At 69.4% G+C, this 20529-nt stretch carries 21 protein-coding genes and 2 pseudogenes; 16 read left to right on the forward strand and 7 right to left on the reverse strand.

The window, feature by feature from the left end:
• Positions 1–48: 48 nt before the first annotated feature.
• The 7 genes and pseudogenes from ACIRRY_RS34150 to ACIRRY_RS34180 form a co-directional block, all read left to right on the forward strand.
• Positions 49–674: pseudogene (locus ACIRRY_RS34150) on the forward strand (MHYT domain-containing protein); the annotation flags it as partial.
• Positions 663–965, forward strand: a pseudogene (locus tag ACIRRY_RS34155) (hypothetical protein); the annotation flags it as partial. The pseudogenes ACIRRY_RS34150 and ACIRRY_RS34155, both read left to right, overlap by 12 nt.
• A gap of 71 nt (positions 966–1036) precedes the next feature.
• Positions 1037–2839, forward strand: a complete 1803-nt coding sequence (locus ACIRRY_RS34160) for an ABC-F family ATP-binding cassette domain-containing protein (protein WP_403980509.1) — start codon at positions 1037–1039, stop codon at positions 2837–2839.
• Between the two features lie 201 nt (positions 2840–3040).
• Entirely contained in the window at positions 3041–4744 is a 1704-nt protein-coding gene (locus tag ACIRRY_RS34165) for a PQQ-binding-like beta-propeller repeat protein (protein ID WP_403980511.1), read from the forward strand.
• Between the two features lie 49 nt (positions 4745–4793).
• Positions 4794–6545: a PQQ-binding-like beta-propeller repeat protein gene (locus ACIRRY_RS34170; protein WP_403980513.1), complete on the forward strand. Its 1752-nt coding sequence runs from the start codon at positions 4794–4796 to the stop codon at positions 6543–6545.
• A gap of 232 nt (positions 6546–6777) precedes the next feature.
• Positions 6778–7470, forward strand: a complete 693-nt coding sequence (locus ACIRRY_RS34175; RefSeq protein ID WP_403980516.1) for a LuxR C-terminal-related transcriptional regulator — start codon at positions 6778–6780, stop codon at positions 7468–7470.
• Positions 7470–7823, forward strand: coding sequence for a hypothetical protein (locus ACIRRY_RS34180; RefSeq protein WP_403980518.1), 354 nt, complete (start codon positions 7470–7472; stop codon positions 7821–7823). Before ACIRRY_RS34175 ends, ACIRRY_RS34180 begins: the two co-directional genes overlap by 1 nt.
• On the opposite strand, the gene ACIRRY_RS34185 is transcribed toward ACIRRY_RS34180, so the two are convergent.
• Complete coding sequence (locus tag ACIRRY_RS34185) at positions 7814–8014, reverse strand: DUF397 domain-containing protein (RefSeq protein WP_403980521.1); 201 nt, start codon at positions 8012–8014, stop codon at positions 7814–7816. The genes ACIRRY_RS34180 and ACIRRY_RS34185 overlap by 10 nt on opposite strands.
• An 8-nt stretch (positions 8015–8022) precedes the next feature.
• Positions 8023–8874, reverse strand: a complete 852-nt coding sequence (locus ACIRRY_RS34190) for a helix-turn-helix domain-containing protein (protein ID WP_403980523.1) — start codon at positions 8872–8874, stop codon at positions 8023–8025.
• A 232-nt stretch (positions 8875–9106) separates the two neighbouring features.
• On the opposite strand from ACIRRY_RS34190, the gene ACIRRY_RS34195 reads away from it, so the two are divergent.
• Together ACIRRY_RS34195 and ACIRRY_RS34200 are read left to right on the forward strand one after the other, a co-directional pair.
• The gene (locus tag ACIRRY_RS34195; RefSeq protein WP_403980526.1) at positions 9107–9520 is read left to right on the forward strand and encodes an ATP-binding protein; all 414 of its coding nucleotides are present in this window, start codon (positions 9107–9109) and stop codon (positions 9518–9520) included.
• A gap of 66 nt (positions 9521–9586) precedes the next feature.
• Entirely contained in the window at positions 9587–10306 is a 720-nt protein-coding gene (locus tag ACIRRY_RS34200) for a class I SAM-dependent methyltransferase (RefSeq protein WP_403980529.1), read from the forward strand.
• Positions 10307–10382: 76 nt separating this feature from the next.
• Here ACIRRY_RS34200 and ACIRRY_RS34205 read toward each other — a convergent pair whose 3' ends face one another.
• A complete protein-coding gene (locus tag ACIRRY_RS34205; RefSeq protein ID WP_403980532.1) occupies positions 10383–10703 on the reverse strand; it encodes a hypothetical protein in 321 nt (106 codons plus the stop codon).
• A gap of 21 nt (positions 10704–10724) precedes the next feature.
• A complete protein-coding gene (locus tag ACIRRY_RS34210; RefSeq protein ID WP_403980535.1) occupies positions 10725–12413 on the reverse strand; it encodes a sodium:solute symporter family protein in 1689 nt (562 codons plus the stop codon).
• A 148-nt stretch (positions 12414–12561) separates the two neighbouring features.
• On the opposite strand from ACIRRY_RS34210, the gene galT reads away from it, so the two are divergent.
• The 3 genes from galT to galK are packed head-to-tail and all read left to right on the forward strand — an operon-like array spanning position 12562 to position 15746.
• Complete coding sequence (gene galT, locus ACIRRY_RS34215) at positions 12562–13620, forward strand: galactose-1-phosphate uridylyltransferase (protein ID WP_403980538.1); 1059 nt, start codon at positions 12562–12564, stop codon at positions 13618–13620.
• The gene (gene galE / locus ACIRRY_RS34220) at positions 13620–14582 is read left to right on the forward strand and encodes a UDP-glucose 4-epimerase GalE (protein ID WP_403980541.1); all 963 of its coding nucleotides are present in this window, start codon (positions 13620–13622) and stop codon (positions 14580–14582) included. The genes galT and galE overlap by 1 nt, the downstream gene beginning before the upstream one ends.
• Before the next feature lie 21 nt (positions 14583–14603).
• Positions 14604–15746 (forward strand): galactokinase, encoded by a 1143-nt coding sequence (gene galK / locus ACIRRY_RS34225; RefSeq protein ID WP_403980544.1) that lies wholly within the window; start codon positions 14604–14606, stop codon positions 15744–15746.
• Positions 15747–15978: 232 nt separating this feature from the next.
• On the opposite strand, the gene ACIRRY_RS34230 is transcribed toward galK, so the two are convergent.
• Entirely contained in the window at positions 15979–16887 is a 909-nt protein-coding gene (locus ACIRRY_RS34230) for a sulfotransferase family protein (RefSeq protein WP_403980547.1), read from the reverse strand.
• Positions 16888–16934: 47 nt separating this feature from the next.
• Positions 16935–17390, reverse strand: a complete 456-nt coding sequence (locus ACIRRY_RS34235) for a GNAT family N-acetyltransferase (RefSeq protein ID WP_403980550.1) — start codon at positions 17388–17390, stop codon at positions 16935–16937.
• Between the two features lie 261 nt (positions 17391–17651).
• On the opposite strand from ACIRRY_RS34235, the gene ACIRRY_RS34240 reads away from it, so the two are divergent.
• Complete coding sequence (locus ACIRRY_RS34240; protein ID WP_403980553.1) at positions 17652–18419, forward strand: LuxR C-terminal-related transcriptional regulator; 768 nt, start codon at positions 17652–17654, stop codon at positions 18417–18419.
• Here the strand turns inward: ACIRRY_RS34240 and ACIRRY_RS34245 are convergent.
• Positions 18378–18875 carry a MarR family winged helix-turn-helix transcriptional regulator gene (locus ACIRRY_RS34245; RefSeq protein ID WP_019064646.1) on the reverse strand — a complete coding sequence of 166 codons (498 nt, stop codon included), beginning with the start codon at positions 18873–18875 and terminating at the stop codon, positions 18378–18380. The two genes, ACIRRY_RS34240 and ACIRRY_RS34245, sit on opposite strands and share 42 nt — an antisense overlap.
• An 89-nt stretch (positions 18876–18964) precedes the next feature.
• On the opposite strand from ACIRRY_RS34245, the gene ACIRRY_RS34250 reads away from it, so the two are divergent.
• From ACIRRY_RS34250 to ACIRRY_RS34260, 3 genes are all read left to right on the forward strand, one after another.
• The gene (locus tag ACIRRY_RS34250) at positions 18965–19780 is read left to right on the forward strand and encodes a trans-aconitate 2-methyltransferase (protein WP_403980557.1); all 816 of its coding nucleotides are present in this window, start codon (positions 18965–18967) and stop codon (positions 19778–19780) included.
• Between the two features lie 3 nt (positions 19781–19783).
• Positions 19784–20146 (forward strand): VOC family protein, encoded by a 363-nt coding sequence (locus ACIRRY_RS34255; protein ID WP_403980560.1) that lies wholly within the window; start codon positions 19784–19786, stop codon positions 20144–20146.
• A 73-nt stretch (positions 20147–20219) separates the two neighbouring features.
• Positions 20220–20393: a CsbD family protein gene (locus ACIRRY_RS34260; protein ID WP_403980563.1), complete on the forward strand. Its 174-nt coding sequence runs from the start codon at positions 20220–20222 to the stop codon at positions 20391–20393.
• Positions 20394–20529: the final 136 nt, after the last annotated feature.

The raw sequence follows: 20529 nt of genomic DNA on the forward strand, positions 1-20529 counted from the left end.
CAGCCCCATGGTCCCTTTCGCGCGCTCTGTCCCAGAGGTACGGCTGGCATGATCAGCCAACTCCCGGTCCTGTCCTACGCGATGGCGTGCGTCGGCGCCGCGCTCGGACTGCGCTGCACCGTAAGGACACTTGAGGCGGACGGCGCCTCCAAACGGAACTGGCTGACCCTCGCCTCCGTCGCCACCGGCTCCGGCATCTGGACCACGCACGTCGTGGCGATGCTCGGCTCGTGGCGATGCTCGGCTTCAGCGTCGAAGGCACCCCCATCCGCTACGACGTCCCGCTCACCGTCCTCAGCCTGCTGATGTCGATCGGCGTGGTCGCCGCCGGCGTCTCCACCGTCGGCTACGGCCGCTCCCGCGTCACCTCGGTCGCGTTCGGCGGCCTCGGCACCGGCGTGGGCGTCGCCGCCATGCACTGCACCGGCATGGCCGCACTCGACCTGCACGGCCGGATCGACTACGACCCCCGGCCGGTCATCGCCTCCGTGGCGATCGCCGTCGTCGCCGCGACCGCCGCGCTCACCCTCACCCTGGTCGTCCGCGGCCCGGTCCTCGCCACGCTCGCCGCCCTCGTCATGGGACTCGCGGTCAGCACCATGCACTACACCGGCATGTACGCCGTGAGCGTCACCCCCGCCCCCAGCGGCGCGGCCCTGTCCGGCGCCACCGCCGTCGTCGTACCCGCCACCGAGTACCGGGTCGGCCTCCCCGAACGGCATCACGCCACGTACGACGAGCTCATGCGACAGGCGGCCGACGTGCACGAGACCGGCATCGCGGAGTCGATCTCCGAGGCCCACCAGGCGGGCAGCGAAATCCTTGTCGGCCTGGTGGACGAGCTACTGGCCGTGTGGGACGGCGAACCGGCGCGGGGCTACGGCGGAACAGCGGACGCCGTGGGCTACGCCGAGCGGACCGGCGTCCCCGTGCGGGTGCTCTGGCCCGCGGGCGCCACCCGCTGACCTGCACGGATCGTCACCCTCCCCCCGCGCATTACTCTGGGAGGCTGACCGTCCCCCCTGTCAGGAGAGAAATGGCCGTCAACCTGGTCAATGTCGAGAACGTCAGCAAGGTGTACGGCACCCGTGCCCTGCTCGACGGTGTCTCGCTCGGTGTCTCCGAAGGGGACCGGATCGGGGTCGTGGGCCGCAACGGAGACGGCAAGACCACCCTGATCCGGATGCTCGCCAAGCTGGAGGAGTCCGACACCGGCCGCGTCACCCACTCCGGAGGACTCCGCCTCGGGGTCCTCACCCAGCACGACTCCCTCGACCCCGAGGCGACCGTCCGCCACGAGGTCATCCGGGACATGGAAGACCACGAGTGGGCGGGCAACGCCAAGATCCGCGACGTGCTGACGGGACTCTTCGGCGGGCTCGACATGCCGGGCTTCCCGCAGGGCCTCGACACCGTGATCGGCCCGCTCTCCGGCGGCGAGCGGCGCCGTATCGCACTCGCCAAGCTGCTCATCGAGGACCAGGACCTGGTCGTCCTGGACGAGCCGACGAACCACCTCGACGTCGAGGGCATCGCCTGGCTCGCCCGGCATCTGCGCGAGCGGCGCTCCGCGCTCGTCTGCGTGACCCACGACCGCTGGTTCCTGGACCAGGTCTGCACCCGGATGTGGGACGTGCAGAAGGGCGACGTCTACGAGTACGAGGGCGGCTACACCGACTACGTCTTCGCCCGCGCCGAGCGCGAGCGCATCGCCGCCACCGAGGAGACCAAGCGGCAGAACCTGGTCCGCAAGGAGCTGGCCTGGCTGCGCCGGGGCGCCCCCGCCCGTACGTCCAAGCCGCGCTTCCGCGTCGAGGCCGCCAACGAGCTGATCGCGGACGTGCCGCCGCCGCGCGACACCAGCGAGCTGATGAAGTTCGCCTCCTCGCGCCTCGGCCGTACGGTCTTCGATCTGGAGGACGTGACCGTCCAGGCCGGGCCCAAAGTCCTTCTGAAGCACATCACCTGGCACCTCGGCCCCGGCGACCGCGTCGGCCTGGTCGGCGTCAACGGCGCCGGGAAGACCTCCCTGCTGCGCGCCCTGGCCGACGCCTCCAGGAGCGACGGCGAGGTGCAGCCCGCCGCCGGCAAGGTCGTCGTGGGGAAGACGGTGAAGCTCGCCTACCTCTCCCAGGAGGTGGCCGAACTCAAGCCCACGCTGCGGGTGTTGGAGGCCGTGCAGCAGGTGCGGGAGCGGGTCGATCTCGGCAAGGGGCGGGAGATGACCGCCGGACAGCTGTGCGAGACGTTCGGGTTCAACAAGGAGAAGCAGTGGACGCCGGTCGGGGACCTGTCGGGTGGTGAGCGGCGCAGGCTGCAACTCCTCCGGCTGCTCATGGCCGAGCCCAACGTCCTCTTTCTCGACGAGCCCACCAACGACCTCGACATCGAGACACTGACGCAGTTGGAGGACGTCCTCGACGGCTGGCCCGGTTCGATGATCGTGATCTCCCACGACCGGTTCTTCGTCGAGCGCACCACCGACAAGGTGTACGCCCTCCTCGGCGACGCGACGCTGCGGATGCTGCCGCGCGGCATCGACGAGTACCTGGAGCGGCGCCACCGTATGGAGGAAGTCGCCGCCGCCGCCGTCCCCGTCGTGGAGAAGGCCGCGCCCGCCGTGAGCGCCGCCGACCAGCGCGCCGCGAAGAAGGAACTCCAGAAGATCGAGCGGCAGTTGGACAAGGTCTCCGAGAAGGAGGCCAAGCTGCACACCCAGATCGCCGACAACGCCACGGACTTCGCGAAAGTCGCCGAACTGGACGCGCGGTTGCGGGACTTGAGCACCGAGCGGGACGAGCTGGAGCTGCGGTGGCTGGAACTCGCCGAGGACGCGTGAAGGGTGCGTGAAGGCGCATAACGGCGGTATCACGGGCCGGTCCTCCCTTGGGAACAGGGGAGAACCGGCCCGTTCTCGATGTACAGCCGGGTGATAGAAAGAGCCGACTGAGAACTGTCTGACCACTGTCTGAAGACGTCTCCGGGGCCGTCGCGAAGCCCGGGGCGTGGCTAAAAATCAGTGAACGAGGGGGAGCCGCTGATGACTCAGCCGCCCGACCAGCCGCCGTCCGGCGGTTACGGAGCGCCGCCGAACCAACCGCCACAGCCACCGTCCGGCGGCTTCGGGGCCCCCGTTCCACCCACGCCCGGCTACGGCTATCCGCAGCAGCCGGGTCCGTACGGCTCCGGTCCGTACGGTCATCCGCAGCAGCCGGGCCCGTACGGTCAGCAGCCCCAACAGCCCGGCCCCTACGGCGGCTACGGCTACCCGCCGCCCCCGCCACCGCAGTTCACCCCGCCCCAGCCCCCGTCGGGCCGCGGCCCCTTCAAGGGCAGACCCGCCCTCCTGATCGCGGCCGCCGTCGCCGGTCTGCTGGTCGTCGGCGGCACGGTGTGGGCGGTCACCAGCGGCGGCGACGACAAGAAGCCGGTCGCGGAGAAGAGCGACAGCCCCACGGCCTCCGGTACTGCCGACGACCCCGCCAACCCCGGTGACGGCAGCGGCGACGGCGGCAAGGACCCGGAGAACCTCAACGAGGGCCGCAAGTCCGGCGAGGCGAAGGTGCTCTGGTACAAGGAGGCACCGGACGCGCCCGGTTCCGGCGCCGACGCCCCCGGCATGTGGATCACCGGCAAGACGGCGGTGAAGGCCGCGTACAAGGAGGTCGTCGCCTACAACGTGGGCAACGGCAAGCCGACGTGGCCCACGGTCACCTTCCCGCAGAAGATCTGCGCGGTCACCCCGCAGAAGTCCGCCGACGACAAGATCGTGGTGGCGTACGAGAGCGGTGTCAGCGACAACGCCAAGTGCAACCACCTCCAGCAACTCGACCTGACCACCGGCGCGAAGGGCTGGACGGTGACCGTCCCGGACGGCGCCCTGTTCGACAGCGCGCTCAGCATCGGGCTGACCGTCACCGGCAAGACGCTGATGGTGGGCCGCTCGGAGTCCGGGATCGCCTACGACATCGGCACCGGCAAGCAGCTCTACGAGAAGAAGAAGTACGGCGCGGCCTGCTTCCCGGGCGGGTTCGCGGGCGGCACCAGGCTGATCTCCGTCGCGTCCTGCGGGGCGGGCTCCTCCACCGAGCACGACGAGGTGCAGGAGCTGGACCCGGCGACCGGCGCGGCCAGGTGGACCAAGGCGATCCCCAAGGGCTGGACGGTGGACCACGTCTACTCCGTGGACCCGGTCGTCCTCTACATGACCGACGCGGACCACAAGCACTGGAACATCTCGACGCTGAAGAGCGACGGTTCGGTGCGCTCGCAGGTCGACTCCAAGGCCGCCTTCGCCCCCTCCTGCGGTCTGTCGATCCTCGGCCAGGACCTCCAGGGCTGCCAGGGTGTCGCGGTCGACGCGAGCACCCTGTACCTGCCCACGGAGGTGACGACCGGCGCCAACCAGATCGTCGCGATCGACCTCGCCACCGGCAAGGAGAAGTGGCGCGTGAAGTCGCCCGCGGCCGTGTCGATGGTGCCGGTCAAGGTGGAGGGCGGACAGCTCATCGCCTACGTCGAGGCCTCCTACGCCGCCGGCGGCCAGGTCGTCTCCGTCCCGACCACCGGCTCCTCGCACACCACGACGAAGCTCCTCCGGATGCCGGCGGGCACCGCGCAGATCGAGTCGAGCTTCTACTCCCGGGACGTCGACTACGTCGACGGGCGCTTCTACATCTCGTCGACCCGGCTGAACGGCAATGACGACACGAAGGAGAAGTTGATGCTCGCGTACGGCAAGTGAGACCCCGCCGTCTCCCTGTCCCTCCGCCGTTCTCCCCGAGGTACTCGTCATGACCCAGCCGCCCCCGCCCCCGCCGAACCAGCCCCCGCAGCAGGGCGGCTTCGGCCCGCCCCAGGACCAGCCCCCGCAGCAGCCGCCACCCCCACCGGGCTACGGCTACCCGCAGACACCGCCCCCGCCCCAGCCGCCGGGCTACGGCTACCCCGGCCAGCAGCCCAACCCGTACGCCCAGCCCCCGCAGCAGCCGTACGGCCAGCAGCCGGGCCACGGCTACCCGGGGCAGGGCTATCCCGGCCAGCAGCCGACCATGCCGTTGCACCCGCAGCCGGGCCAACCGGGCGGCGGCGGGCGGAAGTTCGGGGCGTCCGCGGTGATCATCACGGCGGCGGTCGTGGCGATCGCGCTGATCGTCGGCGGCGGGATCTGGTACTCGTCCCAGTCGGACAAGGGCGGCGAGAACGGCAACAGCGCCGACAGGAAGAACAGCGCGGACTCCACGGGCGGCACCGACAAGAAGGGCGGCACGACCTCCGGCGGCAAGGAGAAGATCCCCGCCGACACCGCCTCCAAGGTCCTCTTCCAGGTCCCGATGCCCAAGGTCGGCGACAGCATGGTGACGTCCGGTTCCTGGCTCACGGACAAGGTGTACGCCAAGAGCGGGGCCGCCGAGGTCAACGGCTACAACCGCGACACGGGCGCCAAACTCTGGACGATCAAGCTCCCCGGCCCGGTCTGCCAGGCCACCAAGCACACCACCACCGACGGCAGAACGGCGATCATCTACGAGCCCGCCATGCCGACCAAGGACAAGCCCTCGCACGGCTGCAGCCAGATCGCGGCGCTCGACCTCACCACGGGCACCAAGCTGTGGACGAAGACCGCCAACTCCGGTGACCAGCCGATCAGTTTCGAGAACGTCACCGTCGGCGCGAACACGGTCGCCGTGGGCAGCACCGACGGCGGCGCCGCCTTCGACATCGCCACCGGCAAGGTCCTGTGGAGCCCGAAGGCCGCCGACTGCTACGACGCGGGCTACGGCGGCGGCGCGAAGCTGGTCGCGGTGCGCAAGTGCGGAACGTACGACTCGCCCGTCCTCCACATCCAGACCATCGACCCGACGACCGGGAAGGTGCTGTCGGACTACAAGATGGCCCAGGGCATCGAGTACGCGAGCATCGTGTCGACCGACCCGCTGGTCGTCGCGGCGGACGTCGGCGACAGCGCGGGCGACGGCAGCGGTATCTCGGACTTCTTCTCGATCGACAACAGGACGGGTGCGCTGCGCTCCCACATCTCGGCGCCGGGCAAGCAGTACGCGGCCCGCTGCGACGGCATCACGCGTGTCGAGTACTGCACCGAACTCGCCGTAGGGAACGACCGGTTGTACGTTCCGACCGAGGAACACGAGGGCTCGGGCGACTCCTACAGCCGGACCAACGAGATCGTCGCCTTCGACCTCGCCACCGGCAAGCAGACCGGCCAGCGCGCCGACGCGGGCGAGGGCTACACGATCACCCCGCTGCGCATGGACGGCAGCAACGTCATCGCCTACAAGTCCCCGCCGTACGACAAGGGCGGCCAGATCGTCAGCATCGACGGCAGCTCCTTCAAGGAGAGCAAGCTGCTGGAGAACCCGAGCACGGAGACGGTACGGGGGACGGAGACCAGCTTCCTGCCGGACTACGCGGAGATCCTCTTCGGGGAGGGCCACCTCTACATGTCGGCGGTCTACGCGGACAAGCCGTCGTCGTCCTCGACGGAGGACAAGGACTTGGCGATCGCCTTCGGCACAGACAGCTGACCCTTTCCGCACCGCTCCCCACCGCCCGCCACCGCCCCCAATACCCCTCAATACCAGGAATGCGAAAAAATCCGTCGATCCGGGGCACTTCTCTCCAGTAGGGGCAGCGCAACGTCGAACAAGCGTGTAGCTTCCGGGGGCATGAAGAACGGGGGTGCTGGGGGCCCTCTGTTCTTGGGGACCGGTGGGCATCCATAGTGGGCATCCATTGGGGGGACTGGGGGGTTGCTCGATGGGAGTGCGGCTGATGGTGGTCGACGACCACCGATTGCTCGCCGAGGCACTGGCTTCGGCGCTGAAGCTGCGGGGACACCGGGTGCTCGCCGCGGCGGCGCCCGCGGCGGGCGCGGCGGAACTGGTGATCACTCGCGCACCGGAGGTATGCCTGCTGGGCACGGCGACACCGGCGGAACCGGGCATCTTCGACCCGGTGATAAAGATCAAACGCGAACGTCCGCAGGTAGCGGTCCTCGTCCTGGGCCCGGTCCCCAGCCCCCGAGGCATCGCAGCGGCCTTCGCCGCCGGCGCCTCGGGCTACGTCCGCCACGACGAGCGCATCGAGGGCGTCGAGCGCGCCATCATGAAGGCGAGGGCGGGCGAGGCGGCCGTAGCACCGCAACTGCTCCAAGGAGCCTTCAGCGAACTCCTCAACCCGGCGGCCCAACCGGACGACGAGGGCCAACGCCTGCTCCAGATGCTCACGCCCAGGGAGGTGGAGGTCCTGGTCCGCGTCGCCGACGGCGAGGACACCCGCCTGATCGCGGCCGGCATGGGCATCGCCCCGTCGACGGCCCGTACGCATGTGCAGCGCGTGCTGATGAAGCTGGGGGTGGGGTCGCGGTTGGAGGCGGCGGCTCTGGCTGCGCGGACGGGGCTGTTGGACCGGGCGGGGCCGGTGAACGGGTCGGCGGGGCCGGACGCGTAGTGGCTCAGCGGTGGGTGCGGGAGGAATCCCGCGTCGCGTGGGAGGCGATGGGCGGGCGCGAGCACGCGGCGGTTGTCCGGGCGGTCCGCAAGGGCGAATCGCCACGGGAGCCTGCCGCCGCACTACTGGCGCTGCACTGGGCCTGGACCGTCATCGGGCCGCCCTACGCCCGCAGGCGCTACCCCTGGAGGGCCGCCCTCCTCGATCTCAGGCCCGCCGCTTTCCTCACCGACATCTACGACGGCACCCCGCGCAACGACGTCCGCACGTATGTCCGCCGCGATGCCCGGCGGGTGGAGGGGGCGTATCTGCCGTTGCTGGAGTCCCTTGGTGTGGAGACGGGTCAGCCCTGACGACCGACACGGCCGGCGCGTATGCCGTGGAGGAGGGCGGCGAGGGCCGTGGGGGTGGTGGTGAGGGCGGTGGTGGGGGTGTCGCTTTCGCGGAGGTGGAGGGTGGTGGGGGTGGTGGCGAGTTCGAGGCAGGCGTTGCCGTCGCCGCCGCCGGAGAAGGACGACTTCTGCCAGTTGGCCGGGGGTGTCATGGTGCGCCTCACAGTTCCTTCGTCAGCCTGTGGATGAAGTCACGCGAGCGTTCGGGGTCGAGTGACGCACCCTCCACTCTACGGAAAAGCGTTCGAAAGCTGCTGAGTTGCGCCTCGGAGTCGACGAAAGCAGAACCGTGGGGTGCGTCCCGCACGACCGTGTCCAGCTTGGGCATAGTGCCACCCGCGTACACCATGGCGCTTCCGGCATCGATGAATCCGTCCAGGTCGAACGGGATGACACGTACGGTCACGTGGTCCGCTTCCGAGAGTTCCAGGATGCGGGTGAGCTGAGCTCGCGACGCGGGACGGTCGCCGACCCGGATGCGCAGGGCCCCCTCGTGCACTACGGCTTCGTACGGAGTCGGTTGGGCACCCTCGATGATGCGGTGTCGCTTCATCCGGTGTTCGGCCCGCAGTTCGAGGTCTCTCGGGGGAAGTGCGGGCACTCTGTGCGAGAAGACTGCGCGAGCGTAGCCCTCCGTCTGGAGCAGGCCGGGGACATGGAGGAAATCCACGTCCCAGCGGTAGGTGGCGTGGTGCTCCAGCTCGGACAGGTCCAGGAATGACGTGGGCAGCAGCCCCCGGTACTCCTCCCACCAACCGCGTGTCCGGTCCGTGGCCATTGCGATCAGCGCATCGATCAACTCCTCGTCCTCGCAGGAGTAATTGGCGGCGAGGCTGCGTACGCGTTCCTCGCTCACTCCTGCGATTCCGGACTCCATCTGACTCATCTGGGCGGAGTCGGACCCGACCAGCGTCGCGGCTTCCCGTGCTTTGAGTCCTGCTGTCTCACGCAGCTTCCGCAGTTCAATGCCCAGTCGTTCCTGGCGCGCGGTGACTTGCCGTCTGCGTGGCATGGCTTCCTCTCTCGCCTCTCGCCCCAACTGCCGTGGGGCGGTGACTCGTTCGGGGGCAGATTACGACAACGACTTGCACTGTTCCAAATTTTACCCGTACCGTCGGTGACGCGACGCACACGCTGCGAAACCCGGGACCCCGGAAGCGCACCACCCCGTCCTGCCATGACGGCGTGACAGGCCACCGCCCGCGAACCGCATCAACTCCCCACGCCACCAATGGAGTTCACGCATGCCCGAAACCGAGCCCGAACCCTGGGAGTACTCCCTCTCCGTCCCGCACGACCGCCGTGCCGTCACTGTCTGCCGCCGTACCCTCCGCCTCGTCCTCACCGTGCACGGCCTCATCGGCGTCGTGGACACCGCCGAGCTCGTCGCGACGGAGTTGGTCGCCAACGCCGTACTCCACACCAAGGGGCCGGTGATGCTCAGGGTGTGCTGGTCGGCGGGTGTGTTGCGGGTTGGCGCATGGGACGCGGACCCCGAACCACCCCAACCGCCGGGCCAGTTGGCGGACCTGTTGGACGCTGAAGCCGGCCGAGGTCTCGCCCTGGTGCGGGCCTGCGCCGACCTCTGGGGCTGGCAGCCGCTGTCGAGGAACGGGCGGCGCGGCAAGTACGTGTGGTGTGACCTGAACGTGGCCTAGGGCCAAGAACGCACGAGAGCGTGAGAATCCCCGTAGTCGGCATGTCGTCGGACCCCGCTCGCCAGGATGATCCGGGTGACGACCCCCTCCCCAGACCTCTGGCACCACTACGGCCGCACCCGCGCCGACCGTGACCGTGCGGTCCCCGGCACCTTCCGCTGGAATTGGAGCCAGGACGGTGGCCCCGGCCCGGAGGCACTGGGCGACCTCTCCGGACTGGTCGTCGGAGACCTCGGCGCCGGGACCGCCCGGCACGCCGCTCACCTCGTCACCCATCACGAACCCGCCCGGGTCGTTGCCGTGGACGCCTCACCGGGCCAACACGCCATGGCCGTCGACCTGTTCGGCCACCTGGCACCTCGTCTGTGCATCGTGGCCTCCGATGCCGTGGCGCACCTGAAGGCGACGACCGACACCTACGACGTGCTCTACAGCGTCTTCGGCGCCCTCGACTTCACCGACCCCCGTGAGCTGCTGCCCGCGGCGGCCACCGCCCTCAAGCCGAGCGGACGACTGATGTTCTCCACTCTCGCGCACTACGTGAGCGGCGCCCCCGCCCAGCCCGACGTGGTGGCCGCCGCCGTCCCGGCGAAGACGCCGGAGGGGGAACTGCGCACAATGCGCCGGTGGGTACTTCAGGAGCAGGTCTGGGTGAAGGTTCTGGACGAGGCCGGGTTCACCGAAACGGTCGTCGACGTGCTGCCGTCGACCACCGAAGGACCACGCACCGCGGACACACTGCTGATCACCGCGGTGCGCCAGCCGCGATCCAGGCCCACTTACTGACTCCGCAAGCCCGGTTCCCCTAGGGGCGCGGGGAACTGCGCGACCAGCCACAGTCCCCCCGCACCCGGCAAACGACCTAAGCCCCCTCTTCCTCCTCCGGTACTTCCGCCAGCTCCACGGGCGGTGTCGGCCGCAGCTTCAGCCACCCCAGGAAGAAGATCCCCAGCAGCAACATCGCGATCCCGGTCCACAGGTTGATGTTGACGCCCTCGGACTTGTCCAGCGACGAGTCCGACGGGTTGATCCCCGCGATCGTGACGATCACGCCGTAGACGACGAACAACCCCCCGATGATCAGCCGCAGATCGAACAGGCGGGACGCAGTCGTCGACTTACCCTCCAGCTCGCTGACCTCGCGCTGGACATCGTGCTCGGAGTGACCTGAGTTCTCAGACATGGTTTCTCAATCCTCCCGCGGCTAGAACGAGAACGGGATGTAGCAGAGGGCGGCCAGGATCACCGCGCCCCAGCCGAGCAGGGCCGGGCGGCGGTACCACGCGTCGTCGCCCGCGGCGGGTGCCTCGGTCATGCCGGGGGACGTCGTGCCGTACACGAGGCCCTGGAGTTGTTCGGCCGACTTGGGCTGGGTGAACAGGGACACGGCGAACATGACCACCGCACCCGCGACGAACCCGGCGATCGCGGAGACGAAGTTGGCGCCCTGGTCGGAGGGGATGGAGATGATGCCCTGCTTGTAGATCCAGAAGTAGTTGACCATCGCGGTGACCGTGCCCGCGAGGAGGCCCCAGAAGCCGGACTTCGGGGTGGCCCGCTTCCAGAACATGCCGACGATGAAGACCACGAACATCGGCACGTTGAAGAAGGAGAAGAGGGTCTGTAGGTAGCTCATGATGTTCGAGAACGACGACGCCAGGAACGCCGTGCCTACCGATGCCGCCACGCCGACCACCGTGATCAGGCGGCCGAAGCGGACGTAGTACTCGTCCTCGCGGTCCGTCACGACGTACTTCGCCCAGATGTCGTTCGTGAAGACCGTGTTGAAGGACGACACGTTGGCCGCCATGCCCGCCATGAACGCCGCCAGCAGACCCGTCACCGCGATGCCGAGGACGCCGTTGGGCAGGAGCTGTTCCATCAGGTACGGGATCGCGTCGTTGTACTGGAGGTCGGACCCGCTGGTGCCGATCTTCGGGACGAGCGCCGCGGCGACCAGCCCCGGGATCATCACCAGGAAGACGATGAAGACCTTCGGATACGCGGCGATCAGCGGGGTGCGCTGAGCCGCGGACAGGTTCTTCGCGGACAGGGCGCGCTGCACCTCGGCGAAGTTGGTCGTCCAGTAGCCGAACGACAGCACGAAACCCAACCCCAGCACGATGGTCAGCCAGTTCGCGCCCAGCGGGTTGACGCTGCCGATACCCGTGCCACCCCACGCGGTGGTGAAGTTGTGGCCGTGGGCCGCGTCCAGCTTGTGGGTCAGGCCGTCCCAGCCGCCGACCTTCTTCAGGCCGAGGTAGGAGATCGGGATGAGGGCCGCGAGGATCACGAAGAACTGGAGCACTTCGTTGTAGATCGCCGACGACAGCCCACCGAGGGTGATGTACGCGAGCACGAACGCGCCGGCGACCACGATCGCCACCCACTGCGGCCAGCCCAGCAGCGCCTCGACGACGATCGCGAGGGCGTACAGGTTCACACCGGCGATCAGGATCGCGGCGAAGGCGAACAGGATCGAACTCAGGAGATGTGCCCACTTGTCGAAGCGGAGGAGGAGGAACTCCGGGACCGAGCGCACCTTCGAGCCGTAGTAGAAGGGCATCATCACCAGGCCGAGGAAGACCATGGCCGGGATGGCGCCGATCCAGTACCAGTGCACGGTGTACGCGCCGTACTGCGCGCTGTTGGCGGCCATGCCGAGGATCTCGGTGGCGGCCAGGTTGGCCGAGATGAAGGCGAGACCGGTGATCCACGCGGGCAGCGAACGCCCGGAGAGGAAGAAGTCGAGGCTCGTCTTCACCGATCTGCGGGCGGCCAGGCCGATGCCGAGGACGACCACGAAGTAGATCGCCAGGATCGTGTAGTCGAGCCCGTTGGTGGGGAGCCGGAGCTCGGCGGCGAGGGAGGTGGGGGGCTGCAGAGTCTGCATCAAGCGCTCACCTTGTTCGATGTTCTTTCTTTGGTGTTCTTTGTTTGATTTTGATGGTGACGACTGGGGGGATTGGTGGTTTGATGTGTTTAGTTCTGTGTGAAGCCCGGATGGCGGCGTGGATGTACGTACGGATGGAGAGCCCGGCGTGAAGAAGACCTCGACCCGGTTGGCCGACGGTCGTGAGCTCATCTACTACGACCTGCGGGACGACACCGTGCGCGACGCGGTGGACCGACGCCCGCTGGAGCGCACGGTCACCACTTCGGAGGTACGGCGGGACGTGCTGCTCGGCGACTCGGTGGCGATCGCCTCGCACCGCCAGGGCCGCACCTACCACCCGCCGGCCGACCAGTGCCCGCTCTGCCCGACGACGGGCGACCGGCTGAGCGAGATCCCGGACTCGTCGTACGACGTCGCCGTGTTCGAGAACCGTTTCCCCTCGCTGGCCGGGGACTCCGGCCGCTGCGAGGTGGTCTGCTTCACCTCCGACCACGACGCGTCCTTCGCCTCGCTGACCGAGGAGCAGGCGGCCCTCGTCCTCGACGCGTGGACGGACCGGACGTCGGAGCTGTCGCATCTTCCCTCCGTCGAGCAGGTCTTCTGTTTCGAGAACCGCGGCGAAGAGATCGGTGTGACCCTCGGTCATCCCCACGGCCAGATCTACGCGTACCCCTTCACCACCCCGCGCACCGCCCTGATGCTGCGATCCCTCGCGGCGCACAAGGAGGCGACCGGCGGGGAGAACCTCTTCGACTCGGTCCTGGAGCGCGAACTCGCCGGTGAGCGGGTCGTCCTTGAGGGTGAACACTGGGCGGCCTTCGTGCCGTACTCCGCGCACTGGCCCTACGAGGTCCACCTGTATCCCAAGCGCCGGGTGCCCGATCTGCTCGGCCTGGACGAGGCGGCCCGCACAGAGTTCCCCAAGGTCTATCTGGAACTCTTGAGGCGCTTCGACCGGATCTTCGGTGAAGGGGAGCCTCCGACGCCGTACATCGCCGCCTGGCACCAGGCGCCGTTCGGCACGCTGGAGGAGTTCGAGGGTGTGAGCAGGGACGACTTCGCGCTCCACCTCGAGCTTTTCACCATTCGCCGTACGTCCGGCAAGCTGAAGTTCCTCGCGGGCTCCGAGTCCGGCATGAGCGTGTTCATCAACGACGTGCCGCCGGAGTTCGCGGCCGAGCGACTGCGAGAGGTAGCGAGTTGATGAGCGGTAAGTACCTGGTCACGGGCGGGGCGGGTTACGTGGGCAGCGTGGTCGCCCAGCATCTGCTGGAGGCGGGCCACGAGGTCACCGTCCTGGACAACCTCTCGACGGGTTTCCGCGAGGGCGTGCCCGCGGGTGCCACGTTCGTGGAGGGCGACATCCGCGACGCCGCCAAGTGGCTCGACTCCTCCTACGACGCCGTGCTCCACTTCGCCGCCTTCTCCCAGGTCGGCGAGTCGGTCGTCAAGCCGGAGAAGTACTGGGAGAACAACGTCGGCGGCTCGATGGCCCTCCTCACCGCGATGCGCGAGGCCGGCGTCCGCAAGCTCGTCTTCTCCTCCACGGCGGCCACGTACGGCGAGCCGGAGGAGGTCCCGATCGTCGAGACCGCCCGCACCTCCCCGACCAATCCCTACGGCGCCTCGAAGCTGTCGGTCGACTTCATGATCACGAGCGAGGCGCAGGCCCACGGACTGGGAGCCGTGTCCCTCCGCTACTTCAACGTGGCCGGCGCGTACGGCAGTTGCGGCGAGCGGCACAGCCCGGAGTCGCACCTCATCCCCCTGGTCCTCCAGGTCGCGCAGGGCAAGCGGGACGCGATCTCCGTCTACGGCGACGACTACCCGACGCCGGACGGCACCTGCGTCCGTGACTACATCCACGTCGCGGACCTGGCCGACGCGCACCTGCTGGCGCTGAAGGCGGCGACCCCGGGCGAGCACCTGATCTGCAACCTGGGCAACGGTGAGGGCTTCTCCGTCCGCCAGGTCATCGAGACGGTCCGCCAGGTCACCGGGCACCCGATCCCCGAGGTCGTGGCCCCGCGCCGCGGTGGCGACCCGGCGACGCTGGTGGCCTCGGCGGCCCGCGCCAAGGAGCGCCTCGGCTGGAACCCGTCCCGCGCGGACCTCGCGGGCATCGTCGCGGACGCGTGGGCGTTCGCGCAGAACGTATCGAACTGATCGAAGGGCTAGGGATCACACGTGGGTGTACGTGAGGGCTTCGAGGAGCTGTACGGGACGGCTCCCGAGGGCGTCTGGGCCGCGCCGGGCCGGGTCAACCTGATCGGCGAGTACACCGACTTCAACGAGGGCTTCGTGATGCCGCTCGCCCTGCCGCACACGGCGGTGGCGGCGGTGTCCCGCCGTACGGACGGCGTCCTGCGTCTGCACTCGGCGGACATCGAGGGCCCGGTCGTGGAACTGCATGTGGCTGACTTGGCCCCTCGCACGAACACCAGCTGGGCCGCGTATCCGGCGGGCGTGGTCTGGGTGTTGCGCGAGGCGGGCCATCAAGTCACCGGCGCGGACATCCACTTGTCGTCCACGGTCCCGACGGGCGCGGGCCTGTCGTCGTCGGCGGCGCTGGAGGTCGTCACGGCCCTGGCCCTGAACGACCTCTTCGAACTCGGGCTGTCCGGGCCGGAGTTGGCCCGCTTCTCGCAGCGCGCGGAGAACGACTTCGTCGGCGTCCCTTGCGGCATCATGGACCAGACGGCCTCTGCCTGCTGCGAGGAGGGCCACGCGCTCCACCTCGACTGCCGGGACCTGTCGATCCGTCAGATCCCCTTCGACCTGGCGTCGGAGGGCCTCTCCTTGCTGGTCGTGGACTCCAGGGTGAAGCACGCCCTCGGCGACGGCGCGTACGCCGAACGCCGCGAGGGCTGCGAGGAGGGCGCCCGACAGTTGGGCGTGCCGTTCCTGCGGGACGTGGCGTACGAGGATCTGTCGGCGTCCCTGGCCCGCCTGTCGGACGAGCGGATCCAGCGCTACGTCCGCCACGTGGTGTCGGACGACCACAGGGTCGACCAGGTCATCGGTCTGCTGGACGCGGGCGACGTACGGGCGATCGGCCCGATCCTCACCGAGGGCCACATCTCGCTCCGCGACGATCTGCGCATCTCCTGCCCGGAGTTGGACCTCGTGGTCGTCACGGCGGTCGGCGCGGGGGCGCTGGGTGCGCGGATGACGGGGGGCGGCTTCGGCGGCTCGGCGGTCGTCCTGGTGGAGGCCTCGGACACGGACACGGTGACGAAGGCCGTCGAGGAGGCGTTCGCGGCGGCGGGTTACACGGCCCCGCGTGTGTTCCCCGCGGTGCCTTCGGCGGGGGCGCGGCGGGTGGAGTGACCCTGGGTCGCGGCCTGTGGGCGATCGAGGGCGTGTGACGTCCGGGTGTGCGGTGGAGGGGCACATGGTCGGCCGGGCCGAACTCCGTGGCTGTCTCGGCCGCACACCTGAGCCGAGCGGCGCATCCTGCGGACGCCGTCCGTGCCGTATCCGCCGAGGGTGGTCGTCGACGCGTACGCGCACCGTTGGCGGGACGGCACCTGGCTGTGGACCCTGGCGCCGCCGAGGGAGTTCAGAGATACCCCCACGCCCGGCACATCGGCCGCAGCACCTCCGGGATCTCCTCCAACGCCGGTGCCGGCCGGTCAGGTTGGACCTGGCCGGTGCGGATCTTGTCGGTCCAGTCGCCGAAGCCGGCGCCCAGGACGGCGTTTTTCAGGCTGCTGCCGTAGTTCGTCATTCCGGGTTCGTAGGGAAGGTCCAAGTAGGCGCAGAGGGACCGGAGTTCGGTGGTCGGGGCGGTGGTGAGGTCTTCGTAGCGGAGGGTGTGGCCGCCGAGTTCGGCCTGGGCCTCCTGCATGGACTCCATGTATTTCAGGACGCGTTCGGCCGCTTCCTCGCGGGTGCGGTCCGGTACCGCCTCGTGCCAGGAGCGGGCCACCGCGCCCGGGTGTCTGCGCAGGAAGACGAAGCGCGCGTCGGGCCAGGTCTCGGCGATGCGCCGCCACTGGAAGGCGTTGCCGGGGGTCTTCTCCACGATGAACTGCTTGCCGGACCTGACCAGTTCACGGTGCAGGGCGCGGTCCCAGAGCAGGCCCTCCAGTTGCTCGTGGCCCAGGCCCAGGGTGCGCAGGGAACGTTCCGTGGGGGTGCCCGACTTGAAGTAGACCTCGATACCGGTGAGATGGAGTTCGTGCGCGGCATGGAGCCGGGAGTGCGCCCCGAGCATCATGCGCAGCAGCGTCGATCCGGAACGCACCGAGGTCAGGATGAACACCGGTCGCTCCAGCAACCGGTCGAGGGCCGGATCCACCGTCACCGGCTCGGCCACCGGCTCGGGGCGCGCGGGGCGTGCGCCGCGCGGCGCGGGGACGGCATCCAGGGAACCCGCGGTTCTCGCCCCGGGCGGCGGGGGCACCCGGCGTATCTGGTAGCCGGTCGTCTCGGCGAGCCTGGAGTTCAGCTTCCGCAGCATGCTCATGGCGGGCACGGTAGAGCGGGTGTCTGAGACTGGGCTGAGCGTGTCCTTCACTCCAGCTTTTTCGTCAGCGTGTACTCGGTGACCCCCGGCGGATAGTCCGGGATCACGCACACCACCTCGTACCCCTGCTTCTGGTAGAACTCCGGCGCCTGGAAGTCCCACGTCTCCAGCCGGACCGCCCCACAGGAGCGCTCGTCGCGGGCGATGCGCTCGGCCTCCGCGAGCACCCGGGAGCCCAGTCCCGTCCCCCGGTGCCGGCCGTCCACCCACAGATACGTCACATGCAGCCAGTCCGCCCAGGTGTGCCCGACCAGCCCGCCCGCCAGGTTCCCCGAGTCGTCCAACGCCCACACCTGGAGCGGAACTTCACGTTCGCGGGGGGTGCCGCGCAGGGCGCGCAGCACCGGCGACGCCGCCGTGTTGGTTTCGAGCAGCCCGGCCCGGAGCAGATCGCGTCGCTCCTTGTCGACTTCCGTCTCAATACGAAACATGCGGCTCACCATAAACGCGCCGGACAGTCAGTTCTGCAAATTGGGTTCCGCTGCTGCGCCCCGGCCGTACGCTGTGAACAGCACCGGTGGGGGCCGGTGCTGTTCAGGGGGCGAGACAAGTCGGGTACGACGCCCGATGTGGGGGTAGCAGTGTCAGCACGGCGGCGGCCGTGCGGCTCAGGCCGCTCCCGGGCGTCGTACCCGCAGCCATCGCTTCGTCTCCCGACGATGAGGTATCCCCTGCTCCACCAGGAGCCTGGGGAAGGGGGTTTCGTGGTTCGCATCCGAGTCCTGGTCGTCGACGACCATCGCATCTTCGCCGAGTCGCTCGCCGCGGCACTGGCGGCCGAGCCCGATGTCGACGTGTCCGCGGCGGGCAGTGGTCCCGCCGCGCTGCGCTGCATGGAGCGTGCGAACGCCGAGGGCCGCAGATTCGACGTCCTGCTGGTGGACGCCGATCTGGGCGGCAATGTGCAGGGCATCCGGCCCGCCGTGCCTGTACAGGCGGGCAACGAGGACGGGCTGGTGGACGGGATCTCCCTGGTCGCCGGGGTCCGTTCCGCCCAGCCGAGCGTACGGATGGTCGTGCTGGCCGAGAAGGACGATCCGCGCCGGGCAGCGCTGGCGCTTCAGGCCGGGGCGTCCGGCTGGGTCGCCAAGGACTGCTCGCTGTCCAGGCTTTTAACCGTCATCCGAGGGGTGCTTCGCGATGAGACGCACCTGCCGCCCGCCCTGCTGACCGGCGTCCTGCGGGAGTTGACGGCCGCGCGCAAGCACCGCACCGAGAGCGAGCGCCTGGTGGAGTCGCTGACTCCGCGGGAGCGGGAAGTACTGCGCTGCATGGTGGCCGGTCTGGGGCGCAAGGCGGTCGCCGAGCGGCTGTTCCTCTCCCCGCACACAGTCCGGACGCATATGCAAAACGTGCTCGGCAAGCTGGGGGTCCACTCGACCCTCGCGGCGGTGGCTCTCGCCCGGCGCGCGGGGGTCGGTCCCGTCGACCTAGCCGGGGATGTTGTCGAACGGGGCGGTCAACTGGCGTAGCAGGCCCGCCAGTTCGCCCCGCTGGGCGCGCGAGAGTTCCGCGAGGATCGCGCGCTCCTGGGCGAGCAGGCCGGCCAGGGCCTGGTCCGCGCGGTCCTGGCCCTCCTCGGTGAGGCGGACCAGCACGCCCCGGCGGTCGCTGGGGTCGGGGAGCCGCTCGACCAGGCCCTTCTGCGCCAGGCGGTCGATACGGTTCGTCATCGTGCCGGACGTGACCAGGGTCTGGGTCAGCAGCTGGCCGGGGGAGAGCTGGTAGGGGCTGCCCGCGCGCCTGAGCGCCGTCAGCACGTCGAACTCCCACGGTTCCAGGCTGTGCTCGGCGAACGCCAGCCGGCGTGCCCGGTCCAGATGCCGGGCCAGTCGGCTCACCCGGCTGAGCACCTCAAGCGGCTCCACGTCGAGGTCCGGGCGCTCCCGGCGCCACGCTGCGACAAGCCGATCGACCTCGTCCTCCATGACGATCAGTGTAGTGGTTGTGTCGACGTGAAGTCTCTTGATGTCGAGTCTCTTGACATCAAGAGACTTGGGGCGGGAAGGTGTACGTCATGACTTCCGCCTCGCCCGTGTGGGACCCCGCCCAGTACCTCCGCCACGCCGACCACCGCGCCCGCCCGTTCGCCGACCTCCTCGCCCGGGTCACCGAACTCCCCGGCACCGCGCCCCGCATCGCCGACCTCGGCTGCGGCCCCGGCAACGTGACCACCGTCCTCGCCGACCGCTGGCCCACCGCGCACATCACCGGCTACGACAACTCGCCCGAGATGCTGGAGAAGGCCGCTCCCTACGCGGGCCCCACGGCGGGCGGCGGACACCTCGACTTCGCCCACGCGGACGCGACGGAGTGGGCGCCGACCCAGACGTACGACCTGATCGTGTCGAACGCGGCGTTGCAGTGGGTGCCGGGGCACCTGGACCGGTTCGGCGACTGGATCTCCGCGCTCGCGCCCTCCGGCACCTTCGCCTTCCAGGTGCCGGACAACATCGACGCGCCCCTGCACGCCCTCATGCGCGAACTCGCCGGTACCGCCCGCTGGAAGAGCCGCCTCGGCGAGGTGCTGCGCCGCGAGGACTCGGTCCACACCCCCGGTGTCTACCTCGACCACCTGGCCCGCCTGGGCTGCGCGGCGGACGTCTGGCAGACGACGTACCAGCACATCCTGCCCGGTGAGGACCCCGTCCTCGACTGGGTCAAGGGCACGGGCCTGCGCCCCGCCCTCACCGTCCTCGCGGACGATCCGGAGGCACGGGACGCGTTCGTCACCGAGTACCGCGACCTCCTCCGCGAGGCGTACCCGACGAAGGACTACGGCACGGTGCTCCCGTTCCGCCGCCTCTTCGCGGTGGCCCGCAAAGAGGTGTGAGGGGTGCTCGCGGCCGTGGACCATGTGCAGTTGGCGGCTCCGGAGGGGGCGGAGGACGCGCTGCGGGCGTACTACGTCGACGTCCTCGGGATGACCGAGATCCCGAAGCCGGCTGTGCTGGCCGCGCGGGGCGGGTGCTGGTTCGGGGCGGGGGAGGTCCAGCTGCACCTGGGCGTGGAGACCGATTTCCGGCCCGCGAAGAAGGCGCACCCCGGGCTCCGCGTGACCGGCATCGAGGCGTACGCGGCCCGGCTGAAGTCCCTTGGGGCGCCCGTCACTTGGGACTCGGACCTGCCTGGCTGCCGGCGCTTCTACTCGGAGGATCCGGTGGGGAACCGGCTGGAGTTCCTGGAACCGGAAGGCTGAACGGCGTTTGCCCGCGGCGATCGCGGCTACCCGTGTGGTGACCGAGTTCCGATCCGACCGGGAGTGATGAACCGTGGCGAAGGACGAGAAGGCCAAGGCCAAGAAGGAACAGGTCAAGGGCAAGGTCAAGGAGACCGCAGGCCGGGCCGTCGGGAACGAGACGATGAAGGCCAAGGGGCAGGCCGAGAAGTCCAAGGGTGACGCCCGGCAGGCCAAGGAGAAGGCCAAGGACGCCTTCAAGCGCTGACGTACGGACAACCCAGACGGACTGTGGCGGGGGGGGGGGGGGGGGGGGGGGGGGGCCCCCCCCCGGGGCGTCGCCTCCCGGGCGCGCGGTCGGCGGGGGGGGGTTTTTTTGGGGGGGGGAAAAAGTTGGGGGGGCG

This window comes from Streptomyces sp. NPDC101776 (assembly GCF_044766845.1).
In the GTDB taxonomy this organism is placed as follows: domain Bacteria; phylum Actinomycetota; class Actinomycetes; order Streptomycetales; family Streptomycetaceae; genus Streptomyces.

Bases quoted from the DNA above. Each gene is read 5' to 3' on its own strand.
- ACIRRY_RS34160 (WP_403980509.1), top strand. From the start codon at position 1,037: ATGGCCGTCAACCTGGTCAATGTCGAGAACGTCAGCAAGGTGTACGGC.
- ACIRRY_RS34165 (WP_403980511.1), top strand. From the start codon at position 3,041: ATGACTCAGCCGCCCGACCAGCCGCCGTCCGGCGGTTACGGAGCGCCG.
- ACIRRY_RS34170 (WP_403980513.1), top strand. From the start codon at position 4,794: ATGACCCAGCCGCCCCCGCCCCCGCCGAACCAGCCCCCGCAGCAGGGC.
- ACIRRY_RS34175 (WP_403980516.1), top strand. From the start codon at position 6,778: ATGGGAGTGCGGCTGATGGTGGTCGACGACCACCGATTGCTCGCCGAG.
- ACIRRY_RS34185 (WP_403980521.1), bottom strand. From the start codon at position 8,014: ATGACACCCCCGGCCAACTGGCAGAAGTCGTCCTTCTCCGGCGGCGGC.
- ACIRRY_RS34190 (WP_403980523.1), bottom strand. From the start codon at position 8,874: ATGCCACGCAGACGGCAAGTCACCGCGCGCCAGGAACGACTGGGCATT.
- ACIRRY_RS34195 (WP_403980526.1), top strand. From the start codon at position 9,107: ATGCCCGAAACCGAGCCCGAACCCTGGGAGTACTCCCTCTCCGTCCCG.
- ACIRRY_RS34200 (WP_403980529.1), top strand. From the start codon at position 9,587: ATGATCCGGGTGACGACCCCCTCCCCAGACCTCTGGCACCACTACGGC.
- ACIRRY_RS34205 (WP_403980532.1), bottom strand. From the start codon at position 10,703: ATGTCTGAGAACTCAGGTCACTCCGAGCACGATGTCCAGCGCGAGGTC.
- ACIRRY_RS34210 (WP_403980535.1), bottom strand. From the start codon at position 12,413: ATGCAGACTCTGCAGCCCCCCACCTCCCTCGCCGCCGAGCTCCGGCTC.
- galE (WP_403980541.1), top strand. From the start codon at position 13,620: ATGAGCGGTAAGTACCTGGTCACGGGCGGGGCGGGTTACGTGGGCAGC.
- ACIRRY_RS34230 (WP_403980547.1), bottom strand. From the start codon at position 16,887: ATGAGCATGCTGCGGAAGCTGAACTCCAGGCTCGCCGAGACGACCGGC.
- ACIRRY_RS34235 (WP_403980550.1), bottom strand. From the start codon at position 17,390: ATGGTGAGCCGCATGTTTCGTATTGAGACGGAAGTCGACAAGGAGCGA.
- ACIRRY_RS34245 (WP_019064646.1), bottom strand. From the start codon at position 18,875: ATGGAGGACGAGGTCGATCGGCTTGTCGCAGCGTGGCGCCGGGAGCGC.
- ACIRRY_RS34250 (WP_403980557.1), top strand. From the start codon at position 18,965: ATGACTTCCGCCTCGCCCGTGTGGGACCCCGCCCAGTACCTCCGCCAC.